This is a genomic window from Nocardia brasiliensis IFM 10847 (assembly GCF_000710915.1).
GTDB classification, from domain to species: domain Bacteria; phylum Actinomycetota; class Actinomycetes; order Mycobacteriales; family Mycobacteriaceae; genus Nocardia; species Nocardia brasiliensis_A.
The window spans coordinates 19,989-35,378 of sequence record NZ_BAUA01000119.1; the positions used below are offsets into that span (position 1 = coordinate 19,989).

Annotated in this window: 15 protein-coding genes and 1 pseudogene; 14 read left to right on the plus strand and 2 right to left on the minus strand. The window is 67.9% G+C overall.

From position 1 onward, the window contains the following. Positions 1 to 44 precede the first annotated feature (44 nt). The 12 genes and pseudogenes from ligD (at position 45) to NBRGI_RS25795 (ending at position 12,671) form a co-directional block, all read left to right on the plus strand. Complete coding sequence (ligD, locus tag NBRGI_RS25740; protein WP_029899787.1) at positions 45 to 1,019, plus strand: non-homologous end-joining DNA ligase; 975 nt, start codon at positions 45 to 47, stop codon at positions 1,017 to 1,019. A 90-nt stretch (positions 1,020 to 1,109) separates the two neighbouring features. After that, complete coding sequence (locus tag NBRGI_RS25745; RefSeq protein WP_029899788.1) at positions 1,110 to 2,066, plus strand: D-isomer specific 2-hydroxyacid dehydrogenase family protein; 957 nt, start codon at positions 1,110 to 1,112, stop codon at positions 2,064 to 2,066. 153 nt (positions 2,067 to 2,219) lie between these two features. Next, on the plus strand, positions 2,220 to 2,576 hold the full coding sequence (locus tag NBRGI_RS25750) for a nuclear transport factor 2 family protein (protein ID WP_029899789.1): 357 nt from the start codon (positions 2,220 to 2,222) through the stop codon (positions 2,574 to 2,576). 49 nt (positions 2,577 to 2,625) lie between these two features. After that, positions 2,626 to 3,045, plus strand: coding sequence for a hypothetical protein (locus NBRGI_RS25755; RefSeq protein WP_029899790.1), 420 nt, complete (start codon positions 2,626 to 2,628; stop codon positions 3,043 to 3,045). Between the two features lie 300 nt (positions 3,046 to 3,345). Beyond that, positions 3,346 to 4,166 (plus strand): annotated as a pseudogene (locus NBRGI_RS44230) (alpha/beta hydrolase). Between the two features lies 1 nt (position 4,167). Next, positions 4,168 to 5,073 (plus strand): SDR family NAD(P)-dependent oxidoreductase, encoded by a 906-nt coding sequence (locus NBRGI_RS25765; protein WP_029899791.1) that lies wholly within the window; start codon positions 4,168 to 4,170, stop codon positions 5,071 to 5,073. Positions 5,074 to 5,080: 7 nt separating this feature from the next. After that, positions 5,081 to 6,001 carry a reductase gene (locus NBRGI_RS25770; protein ID WP_029899792.1) on the plus strand — a complete coding sequence of 307 codons (921 nt, stop codon included), beginning with the start codon at positions 5,081 to 5,083 and terminating at the stop codon, positions 5,999 to 6,001. Between the two features lie 10 nt (positions 6,002 to 6,011). Next, a complete protein-coding gene (locus NBRGI_RS25775; RefSeq protein WP_081878228.1) occupies positions 6,012 to 7,517 on the plus strand; it encodes a flavin-containing monooxygenase in 1,506 nt (501 codons plus the stop codon). Next, positions 7,518 to 8,345, plus strand: a complete 828-nt coding sequence (locus NBRGI_RS25780) for a MerR family transcriptional regulator (protein ID WP_235211100.1) — start codon at positions 7,518 to 7,520, stop codon at positions 8,343 to 8,345. Positions 8,346 to 8,419: 74 nt separating this feature from the next. Continuing rightward, on the plus strand, positions 8,420 to 10,963 hold the full coding sequence (locus NBRGI_RS44235) for a cytochrome P450 (protein ID WP_036560797.1): 2,544 nt from the start codon (positions 8,420 to 8,422) through the stop codon (positions 10,961 to 10,963). 3 nt (positions 10,964 to 10,966) lie between these two features. Continuing rightward, positions 10,967 to 11,398 carry a pyridoxamine 5'-phosphate oxidase family protein gene (locus tag NBRGI_RS25790; protein WP_268808428.1) on the plus strand — a complete coding sequence of 144 codons (432 nt, stop codon included), beginning with the start codon at positions 10,967 to 10,969 and terminating at the stop codon, positions 11,396 to 11,398. A gap of 178 nt (positions 11,399 to 11,576) precedes the next feature. Beyond that, entirely contained in the window at positions 11,577 to 12,671 is a 1,095-nt protein-coding gene (locus NBRGI_RS25795) for a methyltransferase (protein WP_029899797.1), read from the plus strand. Between the two features lie 30 nt (positions 12,672 to 12,701). Here the strand turns inward: NBRGI_RS25795 and NBRGI_RS25800 are convergent, their stop codons facing one another. Then, the gene (locus tag NBRGI_RS25800; protein ID WP_228836257.1) at positions 12,702 to 13,277 is read right to left on the minus strand and encodes a TetR/AcrR family transcriptional regulator; all 576 of its coding nucleotides are present in this window, start codon (positions 13,275 to 13,277) and stop codon (positions 12,702 to 12,704) included. 87 nt (positions 13,278 to 13,364) lie between these two features. On the opposite strand from NBRGI_RS25800, the gene NBRGI_RS25805 reads away from it, so the two are divergent. Continuing rightward, the gene (locus NBRGI_RS25805) at positions 13,365 to 14,186 is read left to right on the plus strand and encodes a class I SAM-dependent methyltransferase (protein ID WP_029899799.1); all 822 of its coding nucleotides are present in this window, start codon (positions 13,365 to 13,367) and stop codon (positions 14,184 to 14,186) included. 75 nt (positions 14,187 to 14,261) lie between these two features. Continuing rightward, positions 14,262 to 15,026 carry an aminoglycoside adenylyltransferase family protein gene (locus NBRGI_RS25810; RefSeq protein WP_081878230.1) on the plus strand — a complete coding sequence of 255 codons (765 nt, stop codon included), beginning with the start codon at positions 14,262 to 14,264 and terminating at the stop codon, positions 15,024 to 15,026. Positions 15,027 to 15,032: 6 nt separating this feature from the next. On the opposite strand, the gene NBRGI_RS25815 is transcribed toward NBRGI_RS25810, so the two are convergent. Continuing rightward, positions 15,033 to 15,377 (minus strand): hypothetical protein, encoded by a 345-nt coding sequence (locus tag NBRGI_RS25815; protein WP_029899801.1) that lies wholly within the window; start codon positions 15,375 to 15,377, stop codon positions 15,033 to 15,035. Between the last annotated feature and the right edge of the window lie 13 nt (positions 15,378 to 15,390).

Consider the following 15,390-nt stretch of genomic DNA (forward strand, 5'->3'; position numbering starts at 1 on the left):
TCGATGCACTCGGCGCGGGCGCTCGATCGGCTATCGTCGGACCCGTGGCCAGCAAGTCGGCGGCGTCGGCCATCGAATTGGATGTCGGCGACCGCACAGTCCGCATCAGCAACCCGGACCGGGTGTACTTCCCGGAGTCCGGTGCGACGAAGCTCGACCTGGTGCAGTACTACCTGAGCGTCGGCGACGGCATCGTCCGCGCGCTGCGTGATCGGCCGTGCATGCTGCACCGGTTCCCGAAAGGACTCGCCGGGGACAAGGTGCATCAGAAGCGGTTGCCCGCGGGTGCGCCGGACTGGATTCCCACGGTGCGCGTCTTCTTCCCCCGGTACGGCAGGCATGCCGACGAGTTGTGCGTACACGAATTGGCCGATGTCATCTGGGCGGTGCAGATGTCGACCGTGGAGTTCCATCCGTGGAACTCGCGCGCGGCCGATACCGAGAGCCCGGACGAATGGCGCATCGACCTGGATCCGATGCCGGACTGCCCGTGGTCGCGGGTGCAGCGGGTCGCGGGCGTCGTGCACGAGGTGCTCGACGAACTGGGCGCGGTCGGCTGGCCGAAAACCTCCGGCGGCAAGGGTTTACACGTCTATGTGCGGATCGCGCCGCAGTGGGGTTTCCAGGATGTGCGGCGCGCCGCGCTCGCCTTCGCCCGCGAGGTCGAGCGCCGCGCCCCCGACGACGTCACCACCACCTGGTGGCGCAAGGACCGCGATCCCGCGATGCTGTTCGTCGACTACAACCAGAACGCCCGCGACCACACCATCGCCGCCGCCTATTCGGTGCGCGGCGTGCCGGCCGGCACCGTCTCCACCCCGGTCCGCTGGGACGAGATCCCCGATATCGATCCGCGGGATTTCACCATGCGGACCGTCCCCGCTCGTTTCGCCGAACTCGGCGATCTGCACGCGGGCATCGATGACGCGGTCTTCGAGATCGACCGGCTGCTCGAGTGGGCCGATCGCGACAAGGTCGACGACGACCTGGATCAGGAAACCGACCTCGACCAGGAGTGACCCGAACCGGTCTGGCCAGCGGTGATAACGTCGCTGCGGTACTGATCGACGGTGCCGCGCGAATCCGTCGCACTGCTTCGAAGGAGGTCCATTTCCGTGCACCGACTCCCGGCAGCGATAGCGATCGGACCCGCCGACCCACCGCCCGCGCTGTTGGCGAAGGCGGTGACGGAGGCCGGCGCACAGGTGACCGATCCGGCCGAAGCTCGCGGGTTGATCTGGGCGGGCACGCCGGGACAGTTCCCCGACGAGCTGCCCGCCTCGATCGAATGGGTGCAGCTGCCCGCGGCGGGGGTCGAGCAGTGGTTCGACGCGGGCATCATCGCGAACCATCCGAAGGTTCGGTTCACCTCCGCCGCAGGCGCTTTCGCGGCCAGCGTGGCCGAGCACGCGCTGATGCTGCTGCTCGCCGGGGTGCGCTATCTGCCCGAGCAGCTGCGCGCGGCGAGCTGGCGGCAGCAGGACTTCGTCCCGCATATCGGCTCACTGCGCGGCAAGACCGTCACCATCGTCGGCGCGGGCGGCATCGGCCGCGCGCTGATCCCGATGCTGATCCCGTTGGGCGCGCACGTGATCGCGGTGAACCGCTCCGGCCACCCGGTCACCGGGCCCGGCATCCCGGACACGATCGAGACGATCTCCACCGATCAGCTCTCCAGGGTCTGGGCGCGCACCGACCACGTGGTCGTCGCCGCACCGGCCACGCCCGCGACCACCCACCTCATCGACGCCGACGTGCTCGCGCGGCTGAAACCGTCGTCGTGGATCGTGAACATCGCTCGCGGCAGCCTGATCGACACCGACGCGCTGGTCACCGCGCTGGCCTCCGGGGCGATCGCCGGCGCCGGACTCGACGTCACCGATCCGGAACCCCTGCCGGACGGCCATCCGCTCTGGGTACTGCCGAATGCCATTGTCACGCCGCATGATTCGAATCCGCCACAGTTGCGGCTGGCCGCCTTCGCCGACCATGTCGGCGCGAACGTGCGACGGTTCGTCGCGGGCGAGGAACTGCTCGCGCCGGTCGACCCCGAACGCGGTTACTGACCCGATACGTCTGCCGAGTTGCTCGGCATACGTATACGACGGCGAAAAGTACTTATAGATGACTGATTCGGGGCAACCCCCTGCGGCCATAACGTAGTTCCTGTCAGCACAACGACAGCGAAACCGCAGATCACAGCCCCGAAGGAGCTCATCATGGACACCATCGTCGCCCAGTACCTGGAAGCCTGGAACACCACCGACGCCGCCGGGCGCAAGGCCGCCGTGGCCCGCGTGTTCACCGAGACCGCAGGCTACACCGACCCCCTCATGGCGGTCACCGGCCACGACGCCATCGACGCCGGAATCGCCGCCGCGCAGGCACAATTCCCCGGTTGGACGTTCCGGCTGGCCGGTCCGGTGGACGCGCACCACGACCAGGTCCGGTTCACCTGGGAGCTCGGCCCGGCCGACGCGCCCGCCGTCGTCGTCGGCTTCGATGTGGCCGTGCTCGAGCAGGGCAAGATCGCCAACGTGTACGGCTTCCTGGACCGCGTCCCCGCCACCGCCTGATCGAAACCATTTCTCCCCCATACTGATTCACCGAACGTAAGGCACCGCCATGACCACCACCGCCCCGTCCTACCTGTCCTCCGTGCTCGCCCCCGGCCCGAAGCTGCTCCGCCTCTCGCTCCGCTTGGACGCGGTGGTCACCGGCGTCAACGGTCTGGCATATCTCGCACTCGCCAAGCCGCTGGAGTCGCTGCTCGGCCTGAACACCGAGATCGGCATTCCGGTGGGTGTCTTCCTCACGCTGTACGGTCTCGCGGTGGCGGTCATCGGCACCCGGTCCACGATCAGCACCGGCGCCACCCGCGCGGTCATCGCGGCCAATTCGGCCTGGGTCGTGGTCAGCCTCGCGGCACTGTTCGAGGGCGCCTTGGACCTGAACGCGGTCGGCTCGGTGTGGGCGGTCATGCAGGCGGTAACCGTCGGCGGTTTCGCCGCACTCCAGTACCTGGGTCTGCGCAAAGCGTCCTGAACCAGTCGAAACCCGGCCGGGGTACCAGCAGACCTGCTGGTACCCCGGCCGTTTTTGCAGGTCAAGGCCGCTTGTAAACAGCCTGCAATAAATGTGCCATTGACAACTGGCACATTCATGGATGATTCTGGGCACATGACAAGGTCAACGAGGACCTCGGTTCCCGGCGTACCCACGGCACCGTCCGTGCAGGCGACGCTCGCCGCGACGGCCACCCGGTTCGGCTTGCGGCAGCTCAACTGCGCAGTGCCGATGAACGCGCCGGGAGTCTGGTTCGCCCGCAAGCTCGTCGCCACCTTCATGGCCGTCGGGGGTCCGGTGCCGAACGGTACGCAGGTCACGCCGGTACGGTCCGGCGCGGTGCGCGGGGAATGGGTCCGTGCGGCCGGTGTGTCGTTCGGCCGCCGCGCGATCTACTACCTGCACGGCAGCGCCTACGTGATCTGCTCCGCCCGTACCCACCGCGCGCTCGCCGCGCAACTGTCCCGCAAGACCGGCCTGCCCGTCTTCGTCGTCGACTACCGGCTCGCCCCCGAGCATCGCTTCCCGGCGGCAGCCGATGACGTCGAGGCAGGCTACAACTGGCTGCTCGAACAGGGCTATACCCCGGAAAACCTTGTCCTCGCTGGTGATTCGGCAGGTGGACACCTCGCGCTCGACCTGCTCGTGGAGAACGGCCGTCGCGGCATGGCCACCCCGGCCGGTGTCGCGTTGTTTCCCCCCTGCTCGATCTCACCCTCGGTCTCGCCGCCGAACAGGAACGGCAGCAGTCAGATCCGCTCATCACCGCCGCGGCGGCGAGCCGGATGCCCGCCATGTACACCCGCGGCCTGCCCGCCGACGCACCACGGGTGCGGCTGAGCATCCCCGACGGCCTCGCGTTGCCGCCGATGCTGGTGCAGGTCGGCGGCGCCGAAATGCTGCGCGCCGACGCGCGGGCGTTGTGCGCGATGGTGCGCGCCGCGGGCGGCAGCGCCGATCTAGAGGTGTGGCCGGGCCAGATGCACGTCTTCCAGGCGTTGCCGCTGCTGGTGCCCGAGGCCGACCGAGCCCTGACGCGCGCGGCCGACTTCCTGTCCGCCGCACTGGCCTCCCATCCCGTCTCGGAAAAGGTGAGCTGACATGTTCGGACTGGAAAACCTTCTGCCCCTTGGTAATCGACCGCGGCGCAGCTACGGCGCACGAGCGGTGGTGACCGGCGCGGGCAGCGGCATCGGCCGGGCCTTCGCGGTGGAAATCGCCAATCGCGGCGGACACGTGATCTGCGCCGATATCGACGAGGGGCGGGCCGACGAGACCGTCGCCCTGATCGAGCGCAAGTTCCCCGGCGCCGCACACGCGTTCCGCTGCGATGTCGCGCAGCGCGAAGACGTGGAAAACCTTGCGCGCTTTGCCGAATCGCTGTTCGAGCGGCCGGTCACCTTGGTGATCAACAACGCCGGCGTGGGCATCGGCGGAACCCGGGTCGGCCAGGTCGGATTCGACGACTGGGAATGGGCCCTCGGCATCAATCTGTGGGGCGTGGTGCACGGCTGTGAGGTGTTCACACCGAAGCTGCGCGCCGCCCGCCGCGGCGGCATCATCAATGTCGCCTCCGCGGCGGCCTTCACCGCCGCGCCCTCGATGGCCGTGTACAACGTGTCGAAGGCGGGCGTGCTCGCGCTGTCGGAAACGATGGCGGCCGAGCTGAGCGGCACCGGCGTCGCCCTCACGGTGCTGTGCCCGACGTTCGTGAAAACCAATGTGGCCAAGGACGGCCGGATCACCCAGCAGTCCGCGCGGCTCGCCGACACCTTGATGCGCTGGACCGGGTTCTCCCCGGAGACGGTCGCCCGCAACACCCTCGACGCGCACGATCGCGGGCAGCTCTACGTGCTGCCGCAATTGGACGCGCACGTGATCTGGCGGCTCAAGCGCTACTTCCCCGCCCAGTACACCTATGTTCTCGGCCTCCTGGATCGCGTACTGCCCCAGGACAACTCCCCCGCCACCGACCACGCTGCGGTCACCGACAAGACAGGAGTCTGACATGGCCATCGCAATGGACTTCGACGACATGCTCACCAAGATCAAGAACCGGCAGTGGGCGCTGGCCGATATCGACTGGGACGCACCGGGTGCCGAGACGATCTCGCCCGAACTGCACGCCCGGCTCAAGCCGTTCATGGCCGACCTGATGTGGATCGAGAACGTCGGCGCGCGCGGTTTCGCCGCCATGGCCAAGAAGGCGCCCACCGAAACGCTGCGCGAGATCTACCGGTACTTCCACGCCGAGGAGCAGCGTCACGCCAATGCCGAGCTGGCGCTGATGCGGCGCTGGGGCATGCTCGAGGGCGACGAGATCCCGCAGCCGAACGTGAACGTCAAGCTGGTGATCGACTTCCTGGACAAGTACGCCGACGACATGTCACTGTCGTTCCTCGGCACCGTGATCCCGATGCTCGAGGTCGCGCTCGACGGCGCGCTGGTCAAGTTCATCATGGACGAGATCGAGGATCCGGTCTGCCAGGAAGCCTTCAAGAAGATCAACAACGACGAATCCCGGCATCTGGCCGTAGATTTCGCGGTGATGGATCTGCTCGGCCACTCCCAGGCCCGCAAACTGTTCATCGACCTGGTGGGCGGCTGGATGAAGCCCTCGCTGATCATCGGCGTCTTGAGCTACGTGCCGCTGCTGAACAAGATGCGCGACAACATCGTCGAGATGGGCGTCGACGAGGAGAAGCTGTACGCCGCGCTGAAGCGCTACGCCAATGTCGGCGAGCGCAGCGAGTTCGCGCGCCGACTGCCGATGTACCAGATCGTGAAGATGCACGGCGGCTGGGTGATCGACCGCGGCCACCCGTACCACCTGTTCGCCGACGCACTGGTGAAGATCACCGCGCGGGTGCCCAAGGCCCTGCTGCGCCGCGACCCGACCTGGGTCAAGGAAGTCACCTACGAGCCGGCGGCCTGACGGGATGACTATGACGAACAAAACCCTGGACGTCGCGATCATCGGCGGCGGATTCGCCGGTATCGGCGCCGCGATTCGGTTGAAGCAGAAGGGCATCGACGATTTCGCCATCTTCGAACGGGGCGAATCCATCGGTGGCACCTGGCGCGACAACACCTATCCCGGTGCGGCGTGCGATATTCCGTCCCGGCTGTACTCCTACAGCTTCGCGCCGAATCCGGACTGGTCGCACACCTATTCGGGCAGCAACGAGATCCTCGGCTACATCGAGACGATGGTGGCGGAGTTCGGGCTCGCGCCGCATCTGCGGTTCGGCCACAACGTAACCGGCATCGTCTTCGACGAGGCGGCCGGACGCTGGGAGATCTCGGTCGAGGGCCGCGCCGACACGGTGCTCGCCCGCACCGTGGTGCTCGCCTCGGGCCCGCTGGCCAACGCGAGCTTCCCGAACATCCGCGGCATCGAAAGCTATGCCGGGCACAAGATCCACAGCGCCCGGTGGGATCACGACTACGACTTCACCGGTAAGAAGGTCGCCGTCGTCGGCACCGGAGCCAGTGCGGTGCAGATCATTCCGGAGCTGGTCGACAAGGCAGCCTCGGTCAAGGTCTTCCAGCGCACACCGGGCTGGGTGCTGCCGCGGGTGAACCGGCGGACAAACGCGGTCACCAGGGAGCTCTACCGCCGGGTGCCCGCCGCCGAGCAGCTGGCTCGGCAGGCCTGGTTCTACGGCCACGAGTCGGTCGCGCTCGGCGTGGTCTGGAACACCCCGCTCACCCGGGTGGTCGAGCTGGTCGGCAAAGCCCAATTACGCAGGCAGGTCAAGGATCCGTGGCTGCGCAGGCAGCTCACGCCGGATTTCCGGGCGGGCTGCAAGCGGCTCCTGATGACCGACGACTACTACCCGGCGCTGCAACGGGACAACTGCAAGCTGATCACCTGGCCCATCGCCACCCTGTCCGAACGCGGTATCCGCACCGCGGAAGGCATTGAGCACCACGCGGATTGCATCGTATTCGCGACCGGTTTCGATGTATCCAAGACCGGCACGCCGATTCCGGTGGTCGGCCGCGACGGACGGGTGCTCGCCGACGAATGGTCGCGCGGCGCATACGCGTTCAAGAGCGTCGCGGTGTCCGGGTATCCGAACATGTTCCTCACGTTCGGGCCGAACTCCGGGCCGGGCCACAATTCGGCGCTGGTGTATATGGAAGCCCAGATCGACTACCTGGTGCAGGGCATCGACACCATCCTGAAGCAGGATCTGCGCGTCCTCGATGTCCGCAAGGACCGGCAGGACCGCTACAACGAGGGCATGCAGCGCAGGCTCACCGGCACCACCTGGAACTCGGGCTGCAAGAGCTGGTATCTCACCGAGGACGGTTTCAACGCCACGATGTACCCGGGCTTCGCCTCCCAGTACGTCAATCAGCTGCGCACCGTCGACCTCGCCGACTACACGGTGGTGCCGTCGGCCGGTCAGGTGCGCAAGACGCGGATCGCGGCGGTTTCTTAGGTGATCGGTGCCGGAGATCGGGGCGATAGACTCGGCTCCGGCACCGTGGCGGGCGAGGAGGTGAGTTCGATGGAGTACCGGATCGATGACCTCGCGCGCGCCGCGGGCACCACCACCCGCAACGTGCGCGCCTATCAGGAGCGTGGCCTGCTGCCGCCGCCGATCGGCAAGGACGGCCGGGCCAGCATCTACGACAACTCGCATCTCGAGCGATTGCGGCTGATCGACGCGCTGTTGCAGCGCGGGTTCACCACCGCGCACATCGGCGATTTCATCACCAGCTGGGAGACCGGCAAGGACCTCACCGAGGTGCTCGGCCTGCAACACGCCGTGACCGCCTCGTGGTCGAAGGACGAGACGTTCGAGGTGCCCCGCGAGCTGATCGGCACCATTCTCGGCGCCGAGGCCGATGAGCTGGTGGACCGGCTGCGCGAGATGAAGCTGGTGCGGCTCGAGGGCGACACCGTGGTGTTCACCGACACACAGCTGCTCACCTCGTTCGCCGAACTGCACGAGTACGGCCTGGAACTGCGCACCCTCATCGAGATCTACGCCAAGGTGGCCGACCGGATCGATGACATCACCCACATCATGATCACGGCCGCCAAACAGCACATCATCGATGAGCACGGCCCCGGCTGGCTGCCCGATACCAGCAGCGAGATCGCGGACACCACAACGATGTTGAGCAAGATGCGGGAGCTGGCCGTGGCCTCGGTGCACGCCACGCTGGCCCGCTCGCTGGACGTGACCCTGCGCCGGGAACTCGGCGACTACCTGGCCACCGCGGCCGAACGCGAACGCGCCCGCACCGATCCCGCCACCTAGCGCGGCGGCGGGAAATGGCCGAAACCAGCGGCTGATGAGCGCCGAAGCGCGCGCTCGGTCCGTACCGTGGTGCCATGCACGTCGCGCTGTTCACCGACTTCCATCCCGACACCATGGGCGGAATCCAGACCTCGGTGCACGCCCAGCGGCGGGGGCTCGAACGCCTCGGCCACCGCGTCACCCTGTTCTGCGCGCCGCTGCCCGGCGCCGCGGACACCGACCCCGATGTGGTGGTGCTGTCCGCGCTCGGTGGTGTCGTGGTGAACGGATTCGCCATGGTGCTGCCGACCAGGGCGAACGCCCGATTGATCGACGCGGTGTTCGCCGAGCGGGGCCCGGTCGACGTCGTGCACACCCAGACCACCTACGGCGTGGCCATCGCCGGGTTGCGCGCCGCCCGCCGGCACGGCATTCCAGTGGTGCACACCGTGCACAGCCGCGACGACGTGTTCATCCAGCACACCTCGCCCGCCCCCTACCTGGCCGCGCTGACCATGCGCGCGCTGCACGGCCGCTTCGTCGCGCACCCCGAGCGGATGCCGCGCAACGACGAATCCCGGGCGGCCAGGCATGCCTGGCACACCATGGTCGGCCAAGCCCAGGCGGCGGATCGAGTGATCGTGCCGACCAACCATTTCGCCGAGCGTCTGCGCGCGCACGGGCTGGCTCGTCCGCTGCGGGTGATCTCCAACGGCATCGATGACGCGCTGCTCGATCGGGCACAGGCCGCCCGCTCGGCCGAAACACCCACTGCCGCAACCGGGTCACTGCGTGTGCTGTGGTGTGCCCGGCTGTCCGCGGAGAAGCGGCTGCTGGCGGCGCTCGATGCGGTGGCCGCGGTGCCGAACTGCGAGTTCGACATCTACGGTTCGGGCGATCTCGAGGATCGCGCGCGGGCGGTGATCGACACGCGCGGACTCGGGGCCCGAATACGGCTACACGGCGCGGTCGGCCAAGCCGAGTGTCTCGCCGCGATGGCGAACCACGACGTGCTACTTTTTCCCTCTTCCGGTTTCGACACACAGGGCATGGCCCTGCTGGAGGCCGCGGCGATGCGGCTGCCGGTGGTCTACTGCGATCCCGATCTGGCCGAGACCGTGCCCGACGGCGGCGGAATCCGCACCGGCGACCCGTCGGTGGCGGCGATCGCGGCGACGCTGCGGGAATTGGCCGCCGACCCCGAACTGCTGGCGCCGATGCGCAAGATCCTCACCGAGTACACCGATTCCGCCCGACAGTCCCGGCTGACCGCGTCGATCCTGGAGGTCTACGCCGCTGCCGCACAGCAGGTTCCGGATGTGCCCACCGCGCCGGGACGGCTGCCGCTGATCGGTCACACCGCGGTTGCGCTGCGCGACGGATTGCGCTTCGTCACCTCGCTGGCCGAACTCGGGCCGATTGTGCGGATCTATCTGGGCCCGCGCCCGGCCTACCTGCTCACCACCCCGGAACTGGTCCGCGCGGTGGGTTTCGGCGAGGCAGGACAGTTCCATCGCGAGGAGTTGCGCGAGGCGATCGCCGAGGTCATCCGCGAGGCGTCCAATGTGCTCAGCGGCAAACCGCACGAGTTGCGCCGCCGGTTGATCGCGCCCGCGCTGCGGCAACGCCGTTTGAACGAATACGCCGTGGTCGCAGCGAATCTCGCGAATACCTGGTCGGCGTCGCTGCGTCCCGGGCAGCAACTCGATCTGGCCGACGAGGCGCATCGCTTGGTGCTCGACATCATCTCTTCCACCCTGTTCACCGCGGACTTCGGTGCGCAGGCTAAACGTGAAGTACAGCAAAGTATTCCGTGGCTGCTCGGGCAGGTCATCCAGCGGGCCGCGCTGCCTCCGCCGGTGCGTCGGATGCGGGCGCTGGCGAACCGTCGCTTCGCGCGCACGGCGCACCGGCTGCGTACCCAGATCGGTGCGGTGGTCGCCGAATACCGCCGTGCCGACCGCGATTTCCACGATGTGCTGTCGGAGTTGGTCCGCCATCGCGACCCGGAGACCGGTGCCCAGCTCTCCGACGAGGAGATCATCGACGAGCTGCTGCTGATGCTCGCGGCCGGCGTCGGGTCGACCGCCTCGATCCTCGGCTGGGTGTGGCACGAGATCATGCGCCAACCCCGGATCTCCGATGAAATACGCAGGGAGCTCGACGATTTCGTGGGCACCGGACAGGTCAGCGCCGAGCACGTCACGCGACTGCCCTACCTGCGCTCGGTCATCCAGGAGACGCTGCGCTTCTGGGGCCCGTGGGTCAGCACGCAGACCGCAGACGGTCCCGTCACGTTGGGCGAGACGATCTTGCCCGACGGCGCGACAGTGGTGTTCAGCCCGTACCTGATCCACCACAACCCGCACTACTATCCCGATCCCGAAACCTTCGACCCCGACCGCTGGTTCCCCGACCGGGTCGAGGAGATCGACAAGAAGGCGATCCTGCCGTTCGGCGTCGGCAACCGGCACTGCCCCGGCAGCAACTTCGCCCTGATGACCGTCACCCTGGCCACCGCCGCGCTTTTCGCCCGCTGGCAGCCGGTTCCCGACCCGCTCTACCAGGTCACCGCATCGAACCGCGATTTCGTTCCCGCACCGTCCCGGATCCCGGCGGTCTTACGTCTCGCTCCGTAACCGGTGAGATCCACGGCGTCGCGTCGTCAGGAGAGGTATGGACACCATCCCGATGGCAGCCCGCACATGACCGCGGTGGGCGCGCTGTGGCTCGACGGCGCGGTCGTGTTCATCACCGGCGCGCGAAGCCGCAAGGGCCGCAACCTCGCTCGGGACCCGCGCTGCGCGGTCAGCCTCTCGCTGCACGACTTCGATCTGGTCATCGAGGGGACGGCAAGTCAGGTCACCGACCCGGTGGTGGTGGCCGAGGTCGCCGCGAGGTACGCCGCGGACGGGTGGCCCGCCGCCCCCGACGCGACCGGGCAGGCGCTCACCGCCGAGTACAGCGCGCCGTCGGCGGGACCGCCGCCGTGGCACGTCTATCGGATCAGCGCGGAGTCGGCGACAGCCCTGTCCACGGTGGAGCCCGGCGGAGCGACCCGCTGGACGTTCTGAGCGCATCGGCCGCGGCTGGATCCGCCCTGCCGAGCGGGTGCGGACCACGTACGCTACGTGGGGCGCGTTGTTCACAGCGCACCAGCGCGGAGCTCGGTGAGCACTGGTGCGGCGACGGCGCCGGCACGGGTACCCGTTTGATACGGCGGGGCCGACCGTCGAGGGGATGGAGCCGGTTATGGCATCCGGGCAATCGAGAGTTCCGCCGCAGGTGGTGGTCCGCGCCGTCGAGCTGATCCGCTACGGGGTGTCGGTCGCCTATCGCAAGCTGGTACCCGGCCACATCGCGGTGATGGAACTGCTCGCCGCCGGCTGGCTCACCCAGGCGATCCACGCCGCCGCCGAACTCGGCATCGCCGACGTGCTCGCGGACGGCCCGCGCAGCGGGGCCGACCTGGCCGAACAGGTCGGAGCCGACGAGGACGGGCTGCACCGGCTGCTGCGCTTGCTCATCGCCTACGGCATCTTCACCCGCCGCCGCGACGGCAGGTACGCGCTCACGCCGATGGGCAAAGCATTGCGCCGCGACAGTGCCGTTTCGCTGCGCGACGCGGCGCTGTTCTTCGGCTCCGCAGTGCACCGCGACCACTGGTCGCATCTGGTCGACGCGGTGCGTACCGGCAAGCCGGTCGGCCAAGCGCTGCACGGCATGTCGTTCTTCGAGCACGTACAGGCCAACCGCGAACTCGGCAGGCTCTTCGACAACGCGATGACCAGCATCGGCACCCTCTCGCTCGGGCCACTGCTCGCCGCCTACGATTTCACCCGCTTCGCCACCGTCGTCGACGTCGGCGGCGGCGAAGGCACGCTCATCGCCGAAATCCTGCGCAGCGCACCGGAATCCACCGGCATCCTGTTCGATCTACCCGAGGTCGCCGAGGCCGCGGCCGACCATCTCGCCGCACGCGGCGTGGCCGAGCGATGCACCATCGAGCGCGGCTCGTTCTTCGACACGGTGCCGCGGGGCGGCGACGTCTATATCCTCAAGCACATCCTGCACGACTGGCCGGAGCAGGACGCGGGACGCATCCTCAGCGCGGTCCGCGCGGCGATGAAACCCGGTGCGCGCCTGGTGATCGTCGAGCTGGTGCTGCCGGAGAACAATCACCCGCACCCGGGCAAGTTCGTCGATCTGGAGATGCTGGTGAACGTCGGCGGGCGCGAACGCACGGCCGCGGAGTATCGAGAGTTCTTGGCACGCTACGGCTTCACCTTGCAGCGGGTGATCCCGACGGTGTCGCCGGACAATATTCTCGAGGCCGTGCCGAACTGAATTCGTTCGTCTTGTAGGCCTGCCAAGCGTCTACTCGGCGGTCAACGCTGCACCGACCACCGTGGTCACCACCCGGATGACGGCAGCGGTATCCGGCGGCGGTCCCGTGCGGTCGGCGAACAGCAGGTGCCCCGTGCCGATCAAAGCGGGTGCGAGCGCGTCGATATCGGCATGCTGCGCGATCCGGCCGTGCCCGCGTTCGGCGGCGAGATATTCCGCCAGCATCGCCGTCGCCTCCGACATCAGCGGCAGCCCGGTCGGCCACCGGTGACGCAGCCTGGCGCGCAACTCGTCCCGGAACGTGACCAGGCTGACGATCGCCACTGCGACCGACTCGAATATCGATGTCAGTGCGTCCGAGAGGTGTTCGACGACAGAGCCGGTGCCCGCCGACACATACAGTGCGGCGGAAAGTTGTTCCAGCTTGGCGACACGATCCAGCACCAATTCGGCCAGGAAATCGTCGAAGTCGGCGAAATGCCGGTGCAGCACGCCTTTCGCGCACCCCGCCTCCGTGGTTACCGCCCGACTCGTCAGCGCGCTCGGCCCGTCTCGGCGCATGATCCGTTCGGCGGCGTCGAACAACTGTGCGCGCACGTCACGCATGGCGACTCCCGTTGGCACCGTGTACATCTCCCTTCGTCACCAAACCCGCCCTTGCCGAGTGGGCACTTGCCCATTTACAGTGGGCGCATGCCCACTATACCGTCGGGGCAATCGCCCTCCCCTGAGCTCGAATCCCATCGAGTCCGCGCGATCGCGGAATCATTCGGTATCGATGCCGCGCGCTACGACCGGTGCCGTCCGCGCTATCCCGCGGCACTCGTCGCGGCGGTCGTCGACGCCAGTCCAGGACGCAGCGTCCTCGACATCGGAACCGGCACCGGCATCGTCGCGCGTCGATTCCAGGCCGCCGGCTGCACCGTCCTCGGCGTCGAACCCGATCCGCGCATGGCCGAATTCGCACGCCACCGGGGCGCCGAGGTCGAAGTGTCCACCTTCGAGACCTGGGATCCGGCGGGACGCAGCTTCGACGCCGCCGTCGCCGGGCAGACCTGGCACTGGGTCGATCCCGTCGCGGGCGCGCACAAGGCGGCCGCCGCCCTGCGCCCGGGCGGCACCCTCGCCCTGTTCTGGAACGTGCAACAGCCACCACCTGAACTCGAACAGGCCCTTGCCGATGTCTTCCGCCGGGTGGTTCCGGAATCTCCCATCGCGAGTCTGCCCACCGTGTCCAGCGTCGAGATCTACACGGCGATGTGCGATAAAGCCGCCGCAGGCATTCGCGCAACGGCCGCCTTCGACGAGCCGCAACAGCAACGTTTCGAGTGGACCCAGAGGTATACCCGCGACGAATGGTTGGACTACTCCGCCACCACCGGCGCCACGACCCGCCTGGCACCGGCCGTGCTGGACGAGGTGCTCGCAGACCTCGGCGCGGTCATCGATCGCACAGGGGGCGATTTCGTCTGCCGATACACGACCGTCATGGTCACCGCGACCAGAGCGGATTGATCTCGGCTTCCCCGGCGACACCCTCCGCCTGAACAGCTCGTTCGGGCGGTGGAGAAGTGGGGTTAGCGTGGTGGGGTGACGCAGGAAGACGATGTTGTCGAGCTGGTTCGGGGAGTGTTCGGGGAGCAGCTGGTTGGGGTTTACCGGCACGGGTCGGCGGTGTTGGGTGGGTTGCGGCGGTATAGCGATATCGATGTGTTGGTGGTGAGTGCGGACTCGTTGGATCAGGGGCAGCGGCGGGTGCTCTTGGAGGGGTTGCTCGACTTGTCGGGTGAGGTGGGGGAAGCGCTGCGGCCGGTGGAGTTGACTTCGGTGGTGCAGGGTGCGGTGCGGCCGTGGCGGTATCCGCCGACGAGTGATTTTCAGTATGGGGAGTGGTTGCGGGCGGAGTACGAGAGTGGTGAGATACCCTCGGCCACAGCCAGTCCGGATCTGGCGGTGCTGATAACCATGGTGCTGGAGGGCGACTCGGCGCTGGTGGGGCCGCGGCCCGCGCAGGTGCTCGAGCCGGTCCCCAGGGCCGACCTGACGGACGCGATGGTGGCGGGCGTGCCGGAGCTGGTCGGGGAACTCGAAACCGATACGCGCAACGTGCTGCTCACTCTCTCCCGGGTGTGGATGACGGTCGCCACCGGGGTGATCACCTCGAAAGACAAAGCGGCCGAGTGGGTGCTGGATCGGATCGCGCCGGAGCACCGACCGGTGCTCGCGCATGCGCGGTCCGTGTACCTGGGTGCGGCAGAAGAGAATTGGACAGGGCAGGCGGCACAGATCGAGCGGACCGCCATGGCGCTGCGCGCCGGGATCGAGCAGGGCGCCGCGGAGAACGAGACGTCCTGAGCCCGATTACCTCGGCATTACGAACGCCCGCGTGGTGATGCCGAGGGTTTTATCGGAGATGCAGGACGCGCGCATCGGCTGGCCGACCGCGGACGGCACCGATTCGGTGCCCGAGTAGGCGCCGAAGATCGGCCCGTCGGGCGTGCTGGGCGTCATCAACCCGAGGCATTCGACCTCGAGCGCAGACGCACTGTCACCGTCATGGCACCGCGCGACGGCGTCGGTGATCCCCGGCTCGACGTAGCACACGGCGGGATCTCCTTGCGCGGACCCCGAGCCCGCGATCAGTAGCCCGGAGGCGAGCGTGACCAGACAACCGCCTCCACCGATACGCCGCAGCAGGGTCCTCACAGCAATCCTTTCT